Genomic DNA, 14,161 nt, shown 5'->3' with positions numbered 1-14,161 from the left:
GGCTTGGCCCTTGATTGAAACCGGAACGCGCGTTCCAGACAAGTCGCGGCACGTACACGCGGGGTTTGCACGCGCGCCTGCACCGGCTAAGGTCATGGCCCGAACGGCAGCAGGCAAGGATCGCGATGACGCGTGCACGATGGACGATGGCGGTGCTGGTCGCCGTAGTGGTGGCGGCTGCGCTGGCCTGGACCTTCCTGCGCACGCCGGCCGAACCGGCGCCGCCGCCCGGCCCTCCGGCAACCGTATTGGGCTGGGCGCCTGAGATTTCGCTGCTGGCCGGTGACGGTGTCGGCGGCATGCGCGACGGCGCGGGCGCGCAGGCGCGTTTCGCCGATCCCTACGGCCTGGCGCTAGACTCGCAGGGCGTGCTGTACGTAGCCGACGGCGGCGACAACAACCGCATCCGCCGCGTGTATCCGGACGGCCGGGTCGACACGCTGGCCGGGCAGGGCGAGGGCTGGCGTGACGGTCCGGCGCTGCACGCGCAGTTCAACACCCCTTCGTCGATCGCGCTGGACACGGCCGGCAACGTGGTCGTGGCCGACACCGGCAACCACGTGATCCGCCGGATCGGCACCGATGGCAACGTCACCACGATCGCGGGCGATGGCACGGCGGGATACGTGGATGGCCCGGCCGCGCAGGCGCGCTTCGATGGCCCGATGGGCGTGGCGGTGGACACCGCAGGCCGCGTGTATGTGGCCGATACCTGGAACGACCGGATCCGCGTGATCGAACCCGATGGCCAGGTGCGCACGCTGGCCGGTGGCGATGCACCGGGCAACGTGGACGGCGCCGGGATCGGCGCACGCCTGGATACCCCGGTGGCGCTGGCGCTGGATGGCCACGGCAACCTGCTGGTCGCCGACATGCTCAACAACGCCGTACGCCGGCTGGCACCGGACGGCACGGTGGACACGCTGCTGGCCGACGGCGGCCTGCTCAATGGACCGATGGCGCTGACGGTGACCCACGACAACGTGGTTTACATCAGCGACTTCGACGGCAAGGTGGTGCAGCTCACGGCGCAGGGCCACGTGCTGGCGCTGGGCGGCGTGGCGCCGCAGCCTCGCTTCTCGCGGCCGGCCGGGCTGGCGCTGGATTCAAACGGTGGGCTGTACCTGTCCGATGCGGCGTCGTACCGCGTGCACCGGGTGCGCGCGCTGGCCGCAGGGGCGACCCCGGCACCGACGCTGATCGGGCCGGCTGCCGATGCGCCACTGCCCGACACCGGCGGACGCTGGCCTCTCGCGCCGCAGCTGGGCTGGCATGAAGTGGTGGGCACGCTGGGCGAGGTGCGCGGCAACTTCAGCGGCGAGAGCCGGCACCACCTGCACGATGGCTTCGACATCCGCGGCGACGTGGGCCAGACCGTGTTGGCCATTGCCGACGGCAAGGTCAGCGGCCCGTTTTCGAGCTGGGCGGTCGGCGGGCAGGGCGAAGGGTTCTCGCTGGACCGGCTGCGCTACATCCACATGAAGGTGGGCCGCGATGCGCGCGACCGTCCGCTCGATACGCGCTGGCCGCAGCTGCGCGACCTGGATGGAAAGCTGGAGCGGATACGGGTGCGCCGTGGCACGCGGTTCAAGGCGGGCGAGCCGCTGGGCAGCATCAACCGCATGGCGCATGTGCACCTGAGCGTGGGCGCCAGTGGCTTCCAGCGCAACGCGGTGGCGCTGGGCTTCGTGGACTACGCCGACAGCTTCGCGCCGCGCATTACCGAGGTGGCGTTGCTGGACGATAGGGACCAGCCGATCAAGGCAGGCCCCGGCGGGCGCGTGGAGATTCCGCGCCAGAGCCCGGGCGTGCAGATCGTGGTGGAGGCGTGGGACCAGGTGGACAACAACCTGCCGCGTCGCCGGTTGGGGGCGTACCAGGTGGGCTATCAGATCCTGGATGCCGCCGGTACTCCGCTGGTGGGCTACGAGCAGCCGCGCTTCAACATCGTGTTCAATCGCATGCCGCGCGAGAACAGCGCCACGGTGGTGGCGTATGCGCCAGACAGCGGCATCACGGTGCATGGCAGTGCGGTGACGCGGTTCCGGTACCTGGTCACCAACACCGTGCGCGACGGGCTGGTGGAAACCGGGCGGTGGCAGCCGGATGCGTTGCCGGCGGGCGATTACACCATTCGTGCGAGTGCGCGCGATTACAGCGGGAATGAGGCGGTGGGCGTGCGCGAGTTGAAGGTCACGTTGTTGCCGTGACCCACAGCGTCACGCGCCTACGCGCTCGCGTTCCACATCCATGTCCTCCACCGGGCGTACTTCAATGCTGCCGTAGCGCGACCATGGGAACTGCTGCGCGATGCGCATCGCTTCTTCATGGTTGGGTGCGTTGATCAGGTTGAAGCCGGCCAGCAGTTCGCGGGTTTCTGCGAAGGGGCCGTCGGTGATGCGCGCCTGTGCGTCGCGCGTACGCAGCGTACGCGCCGCGCTCACCGGTTCCAGCCGTTGCGACAGCACCAGGGTGCCTTCTGCTTCCAGCTTGTCCGCGTGCTGGATGCAGCCGCGCATGATGCGGTCGTATTCCTCGGCTGGCAGGTCCTTGATCAGGGCCTCGTCGATGTAGATCAGCAGCAGGTACTGCATGGCGGCGACCTCGGTGCGGGGGAGCGGCCATGATGCCCCAGCCCGCGCGACAGTCCTGTTGCAGTGCAGCGCCCCCGGCCTGTTCAGGGGCTGTGTCCGACATGGCGTGGCGGCCTTGGAAGTTTTGTTTGGCGACCGTGTCGATTTCCGGTCCACTGGGGCGTCGTAACCAGTGAAGGGCCCGCCAACCGGGCCGGCATCGAGGACAGATCAATGAAAGTCATGGTGATCGTGAAGGCAACCGAGGCCACCGAGGCCGGGCAGCTGCCGACCGAAGCGCAGTTCAAGGCGATGGGCGACTTCAATGAAGAGCTCATCAACGCCGGGATCATGCTGGCCGGCGACGGCCTGCGCCCCAGCTCGCATGGCCGCCGGGTGGCCTACACCGGCGCCGCCCCGCAGGTGATCGACGGCCCGTTCGCCGAAACCCGCGAGCTGGTGGCCGGGTTCTGGCTGTGGCAGGTGCGTTCGGTGGACGAAGCCACCGAGTGGCTCAAGCGCGCCCCGTTCCTGCCCGGCGACGTGGTCGAGATCCGTCCGTTCTACACCGAGGAAGATTTCGGTGAAGCCTTCACCCCGGAATTACGTGCACAGGAACAGCGTTTGCGCGAGCAGATCGGCCAGGCCGACTGACCCACCCCCGACCCTCTGGAGAGTCCCATGAAACTGATTCCGTTCCTCGGCTTCAACGGCAAGACCCACGAAGCGATGGCGTTCTACGCCCAGGCCCTGGGTGGCAAGGTCACCTCGGAAATGAAGTACAGCGACATGCCGCCCAGCGACAACATGGAAGGCTGCGGCGACAACCAGGGTCCGAGCGATCCGGACCTGATCGCGCACAGCCAGCTGGAGGTGGGCGACGCGATCCTGATGGCCGCGGACGGCCCGGGGTCGGGCGACAACGGCAGCACCACCATCAACGTGGACGTGGAGACCGAAGACGAAGCCGAGCGCGTGTTCAAGGCGCTGGCCGAAGGCGGCAAGATCACCTTCCCGATCGGCGAGACCTTCTGGGCCAAACGCTGGGGCATGCTCGAAGACAAGTACGGCAAGCCGTGGATGGTCAACTGCATGAAGCCCTACTGATTACCAAGGACCGACCATGAGCGATGCACCGCAGATGATCTTTGTGAACCTCCCGGTCAAGGACCTGGAGAAGAGCAAGAGCTTTTTCGCCGCCCTTGGCTTCACCCCCAACCTGACCTACACCGATGAAAAGGCGGCGTCCTTCAACATCAGCGACACCATCATGCTGATGCTGCTGAAGGAGGACTTCTTCGCCACCTTCATCAACCGCCCCATCGGCGATGCGCACAAGCAGGCGCAGGTGATCCTGGCGCTGTCTTCGCCCAGCCGCGCCGCCGTGGACGCCACCGTGGAGAAGGCCAAGGCCGTGGGCGGCACCGAGCCGACCGAGGCGCGCGACTACGGCTTCATGTACCAGCGCAGCTTCGCCGATCCGGACGGCCACCTCTGGGAAGTGGCGCACATGGACGGCGAACCCGGCTGATGCCCGCTGCCGCGCCGCACCTTGTGCGGCGCGGTGGGCGATGCTCTCATTCGCCGCATGGATGCAGCCCTCACGCAACGACTGGACACCCTCTGGCGGATGGAGTCGCCGGCCCTGATCGCACGCCTGGCGCGGATGCTGGGGGGCGACATCGGGCGTGCCGAAGAACTGGCCCAGGACACCTGGCTGGCCGCGCTGGAGCGTTGGCCCACGCAGGGCGTTCCGGACAATCCGGGAGCGTGGTTGATGACCACCGCACGCAATCGCGCCATCGACGTGCTGCGCCAGCACCAGCGCGTGGCCGGCCAGCATGCGCAGTGGGGCACGGAGCTGGAGCCGCAACCGCTGCCGTTGCCTGACGACAGCGACGCGTTGCAGGACGACATCGGCGATGACCTGCTGCGGCTGATGTTCGTGTCCTGCCACCCGGTGCTGTCGGCCGATGCGCGGGTGGCGCTTACGTTGCGCTTGCTCGGCGGATTGACCACCGACGAGATCGCGCGCGCCTTCCTGCAGCCCGAACCGACCATCGCCCAGCGCATCGTGCGCGCCAAGCGCACGCTTGCCGCGAAACAGGTGGCGTTCGAGGTGCCGCGCCAGGCCGCGTTGCCGGAACGGCTGGGGTCAGTGCTGGCGGTGGTGTACCTGATCTTCAATGAAGGCTACGCGGCCAGCAGCGGCGATGACTGGATGCGCCCGGCGCTGTGCGAGGAGGCGCTGCGGCTGGGCCGCGTGCTGCAGCAGCGGTTGCCGACGTGGCCGCAGGTGCATGGGCTGCTGGCGCTGATGGAACTTCAGGCCTCGCGCGCGGCGGCGCGGGTGGACGCGCATGGCAATCCGATCCTGCTGCCGGAGCAGGACCGCACCCGCTGGGACCACCTGCAGGTGGCGCGCGGCCAGGCCGCGTTGCGGCAGGCGCTGGCGCTGGGCGGCGCGGACGATGGCTACGTGCTGCAGGCCGCGATTGCCGATTGTCATGCCAGCGCGCGGCGCGCCGAGCAGACAGATTGGGCGCGCATGGCCGCGTTGTATGCGCGGCTGGCGCAGGTGCAGCCGTCGCCGGTGGTGGAGCTCAACCGCGCGGTGGCGGTGTCGCGCGCGGAAGGCGCCGCTGTGGCATGGCCGCTGGTGGAAGCGCTGGCCGAGGATCCGCGGTTGCAGGACTACGCGCCGCTGGCGGCGGTGCAGGGTGACCTTTTGTCGCAGATGGGCCGGAATGAGGAAGCTGCAGAAGCCTTTGCGCGCGCGGCGCGGCTTACGCCCAATGCCCGGGAACGGGCGCTTCTGCAGGCACGAGCGGGTTCCCGCTGATCCGCTTGACTTGATTGCGTCGCATTCATCTTCTATCGTGTCGCACTTCACGAAAGTGACCAGGCACCCGTCTGGTCCAGCCGATAAGGACGCGGGACGATGTTTTCAGGGAAGAAGCGCACGCGCGCGCATGGCGCGTGGCTGCTGGTGTGCGGGCTGCTGCTGGTGGGCACCGCCGTTGCCAACAGCGCACAGGCCGCCGACAAGTCGCAGCAGGCCTACTGGGCCGGATTTGCCTACACCGCCGAACAGAGCGCCGTAGAAGCCAGCACCCCGCGTGCGGCAGCGGTACTGGAAGCGCGCGGGCTGGCCCCGCTCAATCAAACGCTGTGGGCGCGCCTGAAGGCGCAGCCGCAGGCCAATCTGGAGTTGATCGACCAGCCGCTGGCCATGCTCGACGGCACCACCAGTGCCACCGTGCTGGCCACCGCGCTGGACCGTGAGCTGGTCTCGATCGAGCCGATTGGCGGGCAGTACAAGGTGCTGGTGGAAGTGGCGCTGCAGGCGCTGTTCTTCGACTTCCGCGAACGCCAGGTAGTAGCGTCCTACCCGATCACGCTGCAGCGGATCGACGTGATGGAATACCTGCCCGACGACGAAGAGATCGACACCATCGTCGCCGACCTGCTGTACGGCAATGCGCCCACCGCGCTGCCGCAGGTGCTGGCCGGAACCCTTGCCAAGGCGAAGCTGCCGGCGGCGTCCACCCGTCGCATCCAGGTGGGTGAAGTTACCCTCTCCGACGCCGTTCGCGCCAGGCTGCCCGATGCCGTGAATGAGCAGGTCCTGCGCGCCACGCTCGCCCACGAACTGTCCAAGACGCTCTCGTCCAACACCGGCATCGGCCTGCTGCCGCCGGCCAGTGGCCAGGCCATCGGCGGGGCGATGGCCGCGCGCTTTGCCGACGGCAAGGTCTACCAGCTGAAGATTCCCGAGCCGGACTACGTGGTGAAGCTGCGCCTGGACGCGCTGAAGAACGGCGTGATCAATGAAACCCCGGCGATGAAGACGATGCTGTTCGGCGCGTTCTTCCAGGCCACGGTGGTGGAGCCGTTCTCGGGCAAGGTGTTCTTCGACCAGCCGCTGCGCAAGGGCGCCACCAAGGTGGTGCCGGCCACGCAGTGGCACGTGGACCAGTGGTCGGCCAGCTACGAAACCGTGCTCGCCGGACTGGACGCCTTCGCGGGCGCCGCCGCCAAGCGTGCCGACGCGCGCGCCTGGCTGGACGAACAGAAGCCCGGCGGAAAGCCGCTGCAGCAACAGACCCAAGCCCTCCAGGAGTTGATCACCTCATGCCGTTGATTCGTGCCGTACTGCTGATTCTCATTGCCCTGATGGTTGCCGCGCCGGTGTCGGCTCAGACCGCCAGTTCCCGTGGTACCGGTTCGGCCAGCTATGGCCTGCGCCTGAGCGCCGACACCCGCGCCGAAGCCTTGAAGAAGGCCAAGGTCAACGCGCTGGAGGCGTACATCGCCGAATCCGGTGCGGCCAAGCTGCGCCTGTTCGAAGACCGCCGCGCCGAGTTCATCGGCGAGATCGACCGCTACGTGCTGTCGGCGGTGCCGCTCTCGGACACCGAAGACAAGAAGGCCAAGACCTACACGGTCAGCGTGCGTGCCGAGATCAACACCACCCTGCTGCAGACCAAGCTGGACGCCGGTTCGGCTACCGCGGGTGCACGTGGCAACGAGCGCTCGCTGCTGACCTTCCTGTTCATGGCGCGCTCGCAGGACACCGTGCAGTCGTTCCAGGACAAGGAATACCGCCGCGTTGACGCCAGCCAGAGCTACGACGAGAAGACCCGCGAAGGCGACAGCTTCCGTGGCAACTCGGTGAGCACCAACGGCAGCATCAACCAGAACGCCTCGGTGTCGATCACCTCCGGTGGCAGCACCACCGCGCGCAGCGACAACGTCAGCTGGAAGGTGGCCAACGCCAACGAGATCAACACCGCCATGACCGGTGCGTTCAGCGCCGCCGGCTATGAAGTGGTGGAAGCGGAATACGTGGAAGGCGAAAGCCGTGGCCTGCTGAGCATCGAGCGCATCCGCAAGGACTTCAGCACCGGCAATGACCTGTCGGCGGCGACCCTGCGCGACACCGCCAATGGCATCAAGGCGGCCAACATTCCGTACCTGGCCGTGGGCACGCTCGACGTGGGCATGCGCGACCGTGATCCGGTCAGCGGCAACACCCGCGTGTTCGTCACCGTCACCGGCAAGGTGCTGGACGTGAGCGGCCGTTTCCCGAAGACCGTGTCGTCGGTAGGTCCGGTGCAGTTCTCCGGTACCGGCCCGAACGAGACCGTGGCCCGCACCAACGCGCTGCAGATCGCCTCTGAAAAGGGCGCGCAGCAGATGATCAACGAATTGAACGTCAAGGCCGTGCGTTGATCGCACGCCGGCACCGCAACCCGCATTTCATCAAGGACTACACCATGATCCGCAAGACCCTCATCGCACTGGCCCTGGCCACCACCTTCGCCGCCCCGGCACACGCGCAGTTCGGCAAGCTGAAGGACCTGGCCGGCGGCGGTTCGTCGTCGTCGTCCTCGGCCGCCCCGAGCGAAGCCGACCAGGAAGCGCTGGTGCGTCGTTTCGCCGCGTCGCAGTCGCACTCGCTGGAAGCACAGACCGCGTTCGCCAAGGCCTTCGGCCTGGCCGAGCAGGTGCAGCTGCTGGAAGCCGAGCGCCAGGCGCTGTCGTCCGGTTCGGTCAACGTGGACCAGATGAAGAAGTCGGTCTCGGTCAGCGAAGCCGCGCAGGCGGCGATCGATGAGCGCGTGGCGGCCAAGCCGGAGCTGAGCGCCGAGTCCAAGCAGCACTACACCGACGGCCTGATCGCGCTGGCCGCCTCGGCCGTGGAAGGCCAGAAGCTGAGCGGTGAAGCCAGCAACTTCGCCAACGGCATGAAGAACCTGGGCGCGACCCAGCTGGCCACCGTGGGCCGCAAGCTGGTCGCCGGTGCCTGGGTGGCCAAGGAATCGCCGGGCTACCTGAAGGGCCTGTACAGCTCGTCCAAGGCGGCGCTGACCTTCGCCCGCGCCAGCAAGATCAAGGTGCCGGGCAACGCCGAGTCGCTGCTCGACACCCTGTAAGCCAACGGAGCGCCACGCATGCAGACCTCAACCCGACTGTTCGGCCTGGCCCTCACCGCGACCCTGCTTGCCGCCTGCGGCAAGCAGGAGGCGCCGGTGGAGGCGGCGGCCCCCAAGCAGGATTCGAAGCTGGAAGCCCCGGCCGAGAAACCCCTGCGCGGAACGCCCGATTTCGGCGGCACCACCAAGGTGGCGCGCGAAGCCGATGGCGTCGGCAGCACGCCGGAGCTGGCAGTACTGGCGGCGTTGCAGTCGGCGGTGGCACAGGTCAATGGCGTGCGCGTGGCCAGCCAGATGCAGAGCCTGCGTGCGGGCCTGCATGTGGACGTGGATGGGGAACACGTCGGCGACATCCGCGCCGACGCGTTCGCCCAGCAGATGATCGCCGCCTCGCAGGGGGCGGTGCTGGGCTATGAAATCCTTTCGCAGGAAGAAGTGACCCAGCTCGATGAAGAAGTGATTGCCCGCGTTCGCGCCAGCGACGCCGGTTACAAATATTCAGCGTCTGCCTCGGCCAGTGGCTCGGCGCAGGCGCAGGCCGAAGCGGCAGACGGCTCTGCGTCGGCCTCGGCCAGCATGAAGCAGAGCTACAAGGAACAGGCCAGCGTCAACGCCGAGCGCGGCGCGCAGTCGTTCGAGTCGGACGTCAGCCGCCGCACCATGCGCAGCTACTGGAAGGTGCGCGTGCGTGCCGATATCGCCCAGTACCGCGCGCCGGATGAGCAGGGCCGGCCGAAGATCGTGGTGGCGCAGCCGCACGTGCGCAGCGGCAGCTACGCGGTGGGCGACGGCCGCGTGGCCAGCGAAGAGGTGGCCGCCGCAATCCGCGCGCGGTTGAACGACACGCTGACCCAGACCAAGCGCTTCATCGTGCTCGACCGTGAGTTCGGCGAGGAGATGCAGGCCGAGATCGACCACATCAACAGCGGCAACGTGCGCCTGCAGGACACCGCGCGGCTGGGCCAGCAGCTGGCCACCGACCTGATCCTGATTCCGACCATCGAACGTTTCGAGTACCCGCGCAGCGTGCGCAACCTGCGCATGTCCGACCGCCAGGTGAGCTCGTACTCCGGCGGCGGGCGGATCACGTTGCGGCTGATCAACGCCACCACCGGCGAGGTGGTGATGTCCGACAGCTTCGACCACCAGCTGGCGTCGACCGGCCCGAGCACCCTGCCGCGCGTGGTGGATGGCAAGGGCATGGCGGCGGCGATGATGGAGTCGCTGTCGGGCCAGATCGGCACCGCGATCATCACCGAGATCTTTCCGGTGTCGGTGGTGGCGATGACCGGGGACCAGGTGGTGCTGAGCCAGGGCGGGGACACGCTGAAGGTGGGCCAGCGCTGGCAGGCGGTGATGCTGGGCGAGGAGTTGAAGGACCCGCAGACCGGTCGCTCGCTGGGCCGCAATGAGACCCCCTGCTGCACGATCCGGGTGGACCGGGTGGCCTCGCAGACCTCCTACGGCACCATTGAAGGCGGCGCGGATGTGGGCGGCAGCGCGTTCAAGCCGGGTTCGATCGAGTTGCGCCAGCAGGTGGGGGCGGTGAAGGACGTGGCAGCGGCTGCGTCCGGCGCTGGCAGCGCAAAGCCCAAGGCGGCCCGTGCGGCGGCGCCTAAGGCCCAAGCGCCGGCTGAAGATCCGAACTGGTGATGGATTGCGTGGAGCCCGCCAGCGGCGGGCACTACGCATTACCGGCAACCCGTTGACGTAGTGCCGGCCGCCGGCCGGCTCCCCGTACCCTTCGGCACGTGCGACACGGTTACTATCCGTTGATGATGGGGAATTCCCATGCAGCGGAGAGAGCAATGAAGCGAGTGGTACTGAGCGTGCTGGCCCTGTCGGTGTCCAGCGCCCTGATGGCGGCGACGCCGAAATTCGACGGCGCGCGGATCTCCGCCGACGTCAAGGAACTGGCGTCCGACGCCTATGAAGGCCGCTCCCCGGCCACCGCCGGCGAAGAGAAGACCATCGCCTTCCTCAGCAAGCAGTTCGCGGCCGCCGGCCTGCAGCCGGGCGGCGACCTGAAGGACGGCAAGCGCCTGTGGACCCAGGCGGTGCCGCTGCGCAAGGGCGACATCGTGGGTGCGCCGAGCCTGGCGCTGAGCAGCCAGGGCAAGCCGCAGACCCTCACCCAGGGCAAGGAAATCGCGGTGCGCGCGGCCATGAACGGCGCCAGCGAAGTAGACATCCAGAACGCCCCGCTGGTGTTCCTGGGCTACGGCGTGAACGCGCCGGAGCGCAACTGGAACGACTTCAAGGACGTCGACCTGAAGGGCAAGATCGCCGTCGTGCTGATCAACGACCCGGACTTCGAAACCGGCGAAGGCAGCTTCGACGGCAAGGGCATGACCTACTACGGTCGCTGGACCTACAAGTACGAAGAGGGCGCCCGCCAGGGTGCGCTGGGCGTGCTGATCGTGCACGAAACCGCGCCGGCCTCCTACGGCTGGGCCACGGTGGCCGGCTCCAACACCAACACCATGTTCGACGTGGTCCGCGACAACCCGGCCGAAGCGCACCCGCTGCTGGAAGGCTGGATCCAGCGCGACCTGGCGGTGGACCTGTTCAAGCGCGCCGGGCAGGACTTCGAGGCCCTCAAGAAGAAGGCGCAGCGCCCGGACTTCAAGCCGGTGGAGCTGAAGGGCGAAACGCTGTCGGCCAAGTACGCGGTGAAGACCGAGGTGATCACCTCGCACAACGTGGCCGCGCGCCTGGAAGGCAGCAAACACCCGGATGAAACCGTGGTGTACAGCGCGCACTGGGACCACATCGGCGTGGGCAAGCCGGACGCGAATGGCGACACCATCTTCAACGGCGCGCTGGACAACGCCAGCGGCACCGCCTCGCTGGTGGAACTGGCCCGAGGCTTCGCCAAGGGCCCGCGCCCGGAGCGTTCGGTGTTGTTCCTGGCAGTGACCGCCGAAGAGAAGGGCCTGCTGGGTTCGGAGTACTACGCGACGCATCCGCTGTACCCGCTCGCGAAGACCGTGGCGGTGATCAACATGGACGGCATGGCGCCGTTCGGCCCGTCGCGCGACTTCGGCATCTACGGTTCGGCCAAGCTGGAACTGCTGGACCAACTCAAGGACGTGGCCAAGGGCTGGGACATCCGCTACACCCCGGACCCAAAGCCGGAAGCCGGCCTGTTCTTCCGCTCCGACCACTTCCCGTTCGCCAAGCGTGGCGTGCCGGCGGTGTCGTACTCGGCGGGCCAGGATTGGGTGGACGGTGGGATTGAGGCGGGCAAGAAGGCTTCGGACGACTACACCGCCAAGCGCTACCACCAGCAGGGCGACGAATGGCAGCCGGACTGGAAGTTCGCCGGTGCCGCCCGCGACCTGGAAGTGCTGTACACGCTGGGCAACCAGCTGGCCAACAGCCGCGCCTGGCCGAACTGGAGCGATGATTCCCAGTTCCGCGCCACTCGGGACGCTTCGGCCACCGACCGGAAATGATGTACGGCCCCGCCGGCAACCGCCGGCGGGGCGTTTCATCCCACGATTCCCTGCCTCCATCGCATGCCGCTTGTTCCCGCCGGCGGCGCGGCTATCCTCACACCATCCCATCGTGAAGACGCCGCCGTGTTTGCCAGCCTATCCCTGATTCTTCGCATCCTGCTGGCCTGGGCCGCCGCGCTGGTCGTGGCCGGCTTCGTCTGGAGCGGCTTCTTCCACGGCATGGACGAGGGCCCGGGCTGGGTGTTCGGCCTGCTGTCCCTGTTCCTGATGGTCACCGCGCTGGGCAGCTGCATCACCCACCTGCGCCGGGTCTCGACCCTGGCCGGCCGCCTGGATTCAGCCACCCTCTCCAGCCGCCAGCGCCGCCAGATCGAGCTGCCGATGGACGCCGGCGCCGCCTTCAGCCTGGTCGAACAGGCGATCCGGGAGCTGCCGCGCGTGGAAGACATCGAAAGCGCGGCCGGTAGCCTGCAGGTGCGCGCCTACGTCCGCCGCGTGGACCCCTACAACGGCCGCCCGCCGTCGCGCTGGAACCTGCCCGCGCGGCTGGCCATCAAGCGCAACACCGTGCTGGCCACGGTCACCCCGGGGCAGGGCACCAGCAGCGTGACCCTGGTGTTCGAACCCGACGCCGGCGTCTGGGCCGACCTGCTCGCGGTGGACGAAGGCAGCAACTACGAGAACGCCGAAGCCGTCGGCCGCGCCATCACCCGGCACGTGGCCGAACAGCGTCGCGACGAACAGGCCGCGGCCGAGCAGACCGCCACCGAAAAGGAACTCTCGGTAGCCCGCCTGAACCTGCTGCACGCCCAAGTGGAACCGCACTTCCTGTACAACACGCTGGCCAACGCGCAGGTGCTGACCCGCACCGATCCGCCGCGCGCCGACCAGATGCTCGGGCATCTGATCCAATACCTGCGCAGTTCGCTGCCGAGCGTGGACGAGTCGATGTCCACCCTGGGCGTGGAGCTGGAACGTACCCAGGCCTATCTGGAAATCCTCAAGATCCGCATGGGCGCGCGGCTGGCGCTGCAGGTGGATGTTCCGCCCGCGCTGAACAGCCTGCCGCTGCCGTCGATGGCGCTGCAGACCCTGGTTGAAAATGCGATCAAGCACGGGCTGGAGCCCAAGCCCGGTGGAGGCACGGTGTGGATCATCGCGCGCGCCTTCGACGACCATGTCACCCTTACCGTGGCCGACGACGGCCTGGGCTTCGGCCAGGGCGGCAGCAGCGGTACCGGTATCGGGCTCAAGAACCTGCGCGAACGGCTGCGCCTGACCTGCGGCGAACGCGCCGGCGTGGCCATCGTGTCCAATTTCCCCAGCGGCGTGGCGGCAACGATCACCCTGCCGCGCGACGCACGCGAGGCGATCCATGCAGCTTGATGCCCTCATTGCCGAAGACGAAGACCTGCTGCGCCAGTCGCTGGTGGCCCAGCTGCAGCGGTTGTGGCCGGAACTGCGGCTGGTGGCCGAATGCGAAGACGGTGCCAGCGCGCTGGAACGGCTGGCCGAGCTGAAGCCGGACCTGGCCCTGCTCGACATCCGCATGCCCGGCATCAGCGGCATCGACGTGGCGCGCGCGCTGCCCGAACTCAGCCCACGCACCCAGGTGGTGTTCGTGACCGCCTACGACCAGTACGCGATCGATGCATTCGAGCAGGGCGCCATCGACTACCTGCTCAAGCCGGTCAGCGACGAACGCCTGCTGGCCACGCGCGAGCGGATCCTGGCGCGCATGCAGATGGAGCGCCCGGACAACGCGGTGCTGGAGCAGTTGCTGCAGCGGCTGGGACAGCAGCCCGGTGCGCAGTCGAACGCGCCGCCGCTGGCCTGGATCACCGCCAGTAACGGCCGCGACACGCAGCTGATCATGCTGGAAGACGTGGTCTATTTCCGTGCCGACAGCAAGTACACCACGGTGGTGACCGAAGCCGGCGAAAGCCTGCTGCGCACGCCGCTGCGCGAGCTGCTGGAAGTGTTGGACCCGCAGCGCTTCCGCCAGGTGCACCGTTCCACCATCGTCAACATGAAGGCAGTGGCGGCGGTGACGCGGGATGACACCGGACGCGGGCAGTTGCGGTTGAAGCAGCGCCCGGAGCTGCTGAATGTCAGCCAGCCGTTCATGAGTCTGTTCCGCGGGATGTAACAAAAAAACGCCGGGCAATGCCCGGCGTTTTTTCATGCG

Annotated in this window: 13 protein-coding genes; 12 read left to right on the top strand and 1 reads right to left on the bottom strand. The window is 67.8% G+C overall.

The window, feature by feature from the left end; genetic code table 11:
- Positions 1 to 125 precede the first annotated feature (125 nt).
- Positions 126 to 2,210 (top strand): gluconolaconase, encoded by a 2,085-nt coding sequence (locus HGB51_RS17330; protein ID WP_070208770.1) that lies wholly within the window; start codon positions 126 to 128, stop codon positions 2,208 to 2,210.
- A gap of 9 nt (positions 2,211 to 2,219) precedes the next feature.
- Here HGB51_RS17330 and HGB51_RS17325 read toward each other — a convergent pair whose 3' ends face one another.
- Complete coding sequence (locus HGB51_RS17325; protein WP_070208769.1) at positions 2,220 to 2,594, bottom strand: YciI family protein; 375 nt, start codon at positions 2,592 to 2,594, stop codon at positions 2,220 to 2,222.
- A gap of 213 nt (positions 2,595 to 2,807) precedes the next feature.
- On the opposite strand from HGB51_RS17325, the gene HGB51_RS17320 reads away from it, so the two are divergent.
- The 11 genes from HGB51_RS17320 to HGB51_RS17270 all read left to right on the top strand — a co-directional run bounded on the left by HGB51_RS17320 (position 2,808) and on the right by HGB51_RS17270 (position 14,122).
- Positions 2,808 to 3,227: a YciI family protein gene (locus HGB51_RS17320; protein WP_070208768.1), complete on the top strand. Its 420-nt coding sequence runs from the start codon at positions 2,808 to 2,810 to the stop codon at positions 3,225 to 3,227.
- A 27-nt stretch (positions 3,228 to 3,254) separates the two neighbouring features.
- On the top strand, positions 3,255 to 3,680 hold the full coding sequence (locus tag HGB51_RS17315; RefSeq protein WP_070208767.1) for a VOC family protein: 426 nt from the start codon (positions 3,255 to 3,257) through the stop codon (positions 3,678 to 3,680).
- Between the two features lie 16 nt (positions 3,681 to 3,696).
- Entirely contained in the window at positions 3,697 to 4,104 is a 408-nt protein-coding gene (locus HGB51_RS17310) for a VOC family protein (RefSeq protein WP_070208766.1), read from the top strand.
- Between the two features lie 57 nt (positions 4,105 to 4,161).
- Positions 4,162 to 5,415, top strand: coding sequence for an RNA polymerase sigma factor (locus HGB51_RS17305; protein ID WP_070208765.1), 1,254 nt, complete (start codon positions 4,162 to 4,164; stop codon positions 5,413 to 5,415).
- 99 nt (positions 5,416 to 5,514) lie between these two features.
- On the top strand, positions 5,515 to 6,717 hold the full coding sequence (locus HGB51_RS17300; RefSeq protein WP_070208764.1) for a hypothetical protein: 1,203 nt from the start codon (positions 5,515 to 5,517) through the stop codon (positions 6,715 to 6,717).
- A complete protein-coding gene (locus HGB51_RS17295) occupies positions 6,708 to 7,808 on the top strand; it encodes a hypothetical protein (protein ID WP_070208763.1) in 1,101 nt (366 codons plus the stop codon). The genes HGB51_RS17300 and HGB51_RS17295 overlap by 10 nt, the downstream gene beginning before the upstream one ends.
- 44 nt (positions 7,809 to 7,852) lie before the next feature.
- Positions 7,853 to 8,512: a hypothetical protein gene (locus tag HGB51_RS17290; protein ID WP_070208777.1), complete on the top strand. Its 660-nt coding sequence runs from the start codon at positions 7,853 to 7,855 to the stop codon at positions 8,510 to 8,512.
- An 18-nt stretch (positions 8,513 to 8,530) separates the two neighbouring features.
- A complete protein-coding gene (locus HGB51_RS17285) occupies positions 8,531 to 10,165 on the top strand; it encodes a CsgG/HfaB family protein (RefSeq protein WP_070208762.1) in 1,635 nt (544 codons plus the stop codon).
- Positions 10,166 to 10,320: 155 nt separating this feature from the next.
- On the top strand, positions 10,321 to 11,970 hold the full coding sequence (locus tag HGB51_RS17280) for a M28 family metallopeptidase (RefSeq protein ID WP_070208761.1): 1,650 nt from the start codon (positions 10,321 to 10,323) through the stop codon (positions 11,968 to 11,970).
- A gap of 126 nt (positions 11,971 to 12,096) precedes the next feature.
- Positions 12,097 to 13,359 (top strand): sensor histidine kinase, encoded by a 1,263-nt coding sequence (locus HGB51_RS17275; RefSeq protein ID WP_070208760.1) that lies wholly within the window; start codon positions 12,097 to 12,099, stop codon positions 13,357 to 13,359.
- Positions 13,349 to 14,122, top strand: coding sequence for a LytR/AlgR family response regulator transcription factor (locus HGB51_RS17270; RefSeq protein ID WP_070208759.1), 774 nt, complete (start codon positions 13,349 to 13,351; stop codon positions 14,120 to 14,122). Before HGB51_RS17275 ends, HGB51_RS17270 begins: the two co-directional genes overlap by 11 nt.
- The last annotated feature ends 39 nt before the right edge of the window (positions 14,123 to 14,161 follow it).

The organism is Stenotrophomonas bentonitica (assembly GCF_013185915.1).
GTDB classification, from domain to species: Bacteria; Pseudomonadota; Gammaproteobacteria; order Xanthomonadales; family Xanthomonadaceae; genus Stenotrophomonas; species Stenotrophomonas bentonitica.
Note: the sequence above shows the minus strand (reverse complement) of the source record. Positions and strands in the feature narration are given on the sequence as shown.

What these genes read in the sequence shown, in the direction of transcription:
- HGB51_RS17330 (WP_070208770.1), top strand. Translation starts at nt 126, where the DNA reads ATGACGCGTGCACGATGGACGATGGCGGTGCTGGTCGCCGTAGTGGTG.
- HGB51_RS17325 (WP_070208769.1), bottom strand. Translation starts at nt 2,594, where the DNA reads ATGCAGTACCTGCTGCTGATCTACATCGACGAGGCCCTGATCAAGGAC.
- HGB51_RS17320 (WP_070208768.1), top strand. Translation starts at nt 2,808, where the DNA reads ATGAAAGTCATGGTGATCGTGAAGGCAACCGAGGCCACCGAGGCCGGG.
- HGB51_RS17315 (WP_070208767.1), top strand. Translation starts at nt 3,255, where the DNA reads ATGAAACTGATTCCGTTCCTCGGCTTCAACGGCAAGACCCACGAAGCG.
- HGB51_RS17310 (WP_070208766.1), top strand. Translation starts at nt 3,697, where the DNA reads ATGAGCGATGCACCGCAGATGATCTTTGTGAACCTCCCGGTCAAGGAC.
- HGB51_RS17305 (WP_070208765.1), top strand. Translation starts at nt 4,162, where the DNA reads ATGGATGCAGCCCTCACGCAACGACTGGACACCCTCTGGCGGATGGAG.
- HGB51_RS17300 (WP_070208764.1), top strand. Translation starts at nt 5,515, where the DNA reads ATGTTTTCAGGGAAGAAGCGCACGCGCGCGCATGGCGCGTGGCTGCTG.
- HGB51_RS17295 (WP_070208763.1), top strand. Translation starts at nt 6,708, where the DNA reads ATGCCGTTGATTCGTGCCGTACTGCTGATTCTCATTGCCCTGATGGTT.
- HGB51_RS17290 (WP_070208777.1), top strand. Translation starts at nt 7,853, where the DNA reads ATGATCCGCAAGACCCTCATCGCACTGGCCCTGGCCACCACCTTCGCC.
- HGB51_RS17285 (WP_070208762.1), top strand. Translation starts at nt 8,531, where the DNA reads ATGCAGACCTCAACCCGACTGTTCGGCCTGGCCCTCACCGCGACCCTG.
- HGB51_RS17280 (WP_070208761.1), top strand. Translation starts at nt 10,321, where the DNA reads ATGAAGCGAGTGGTACTGAGCGTGCTGGCCCTGTCGGTGTCCAGCGCC.
- HGB51_RS17270 (WP_070208759.1), top strand. Translation starts at nt 13,349, where the DNA reads ATGCAGCTTGATGCCCTCATTGCCGAAGACGAAGACCTGCTGCGCCAG.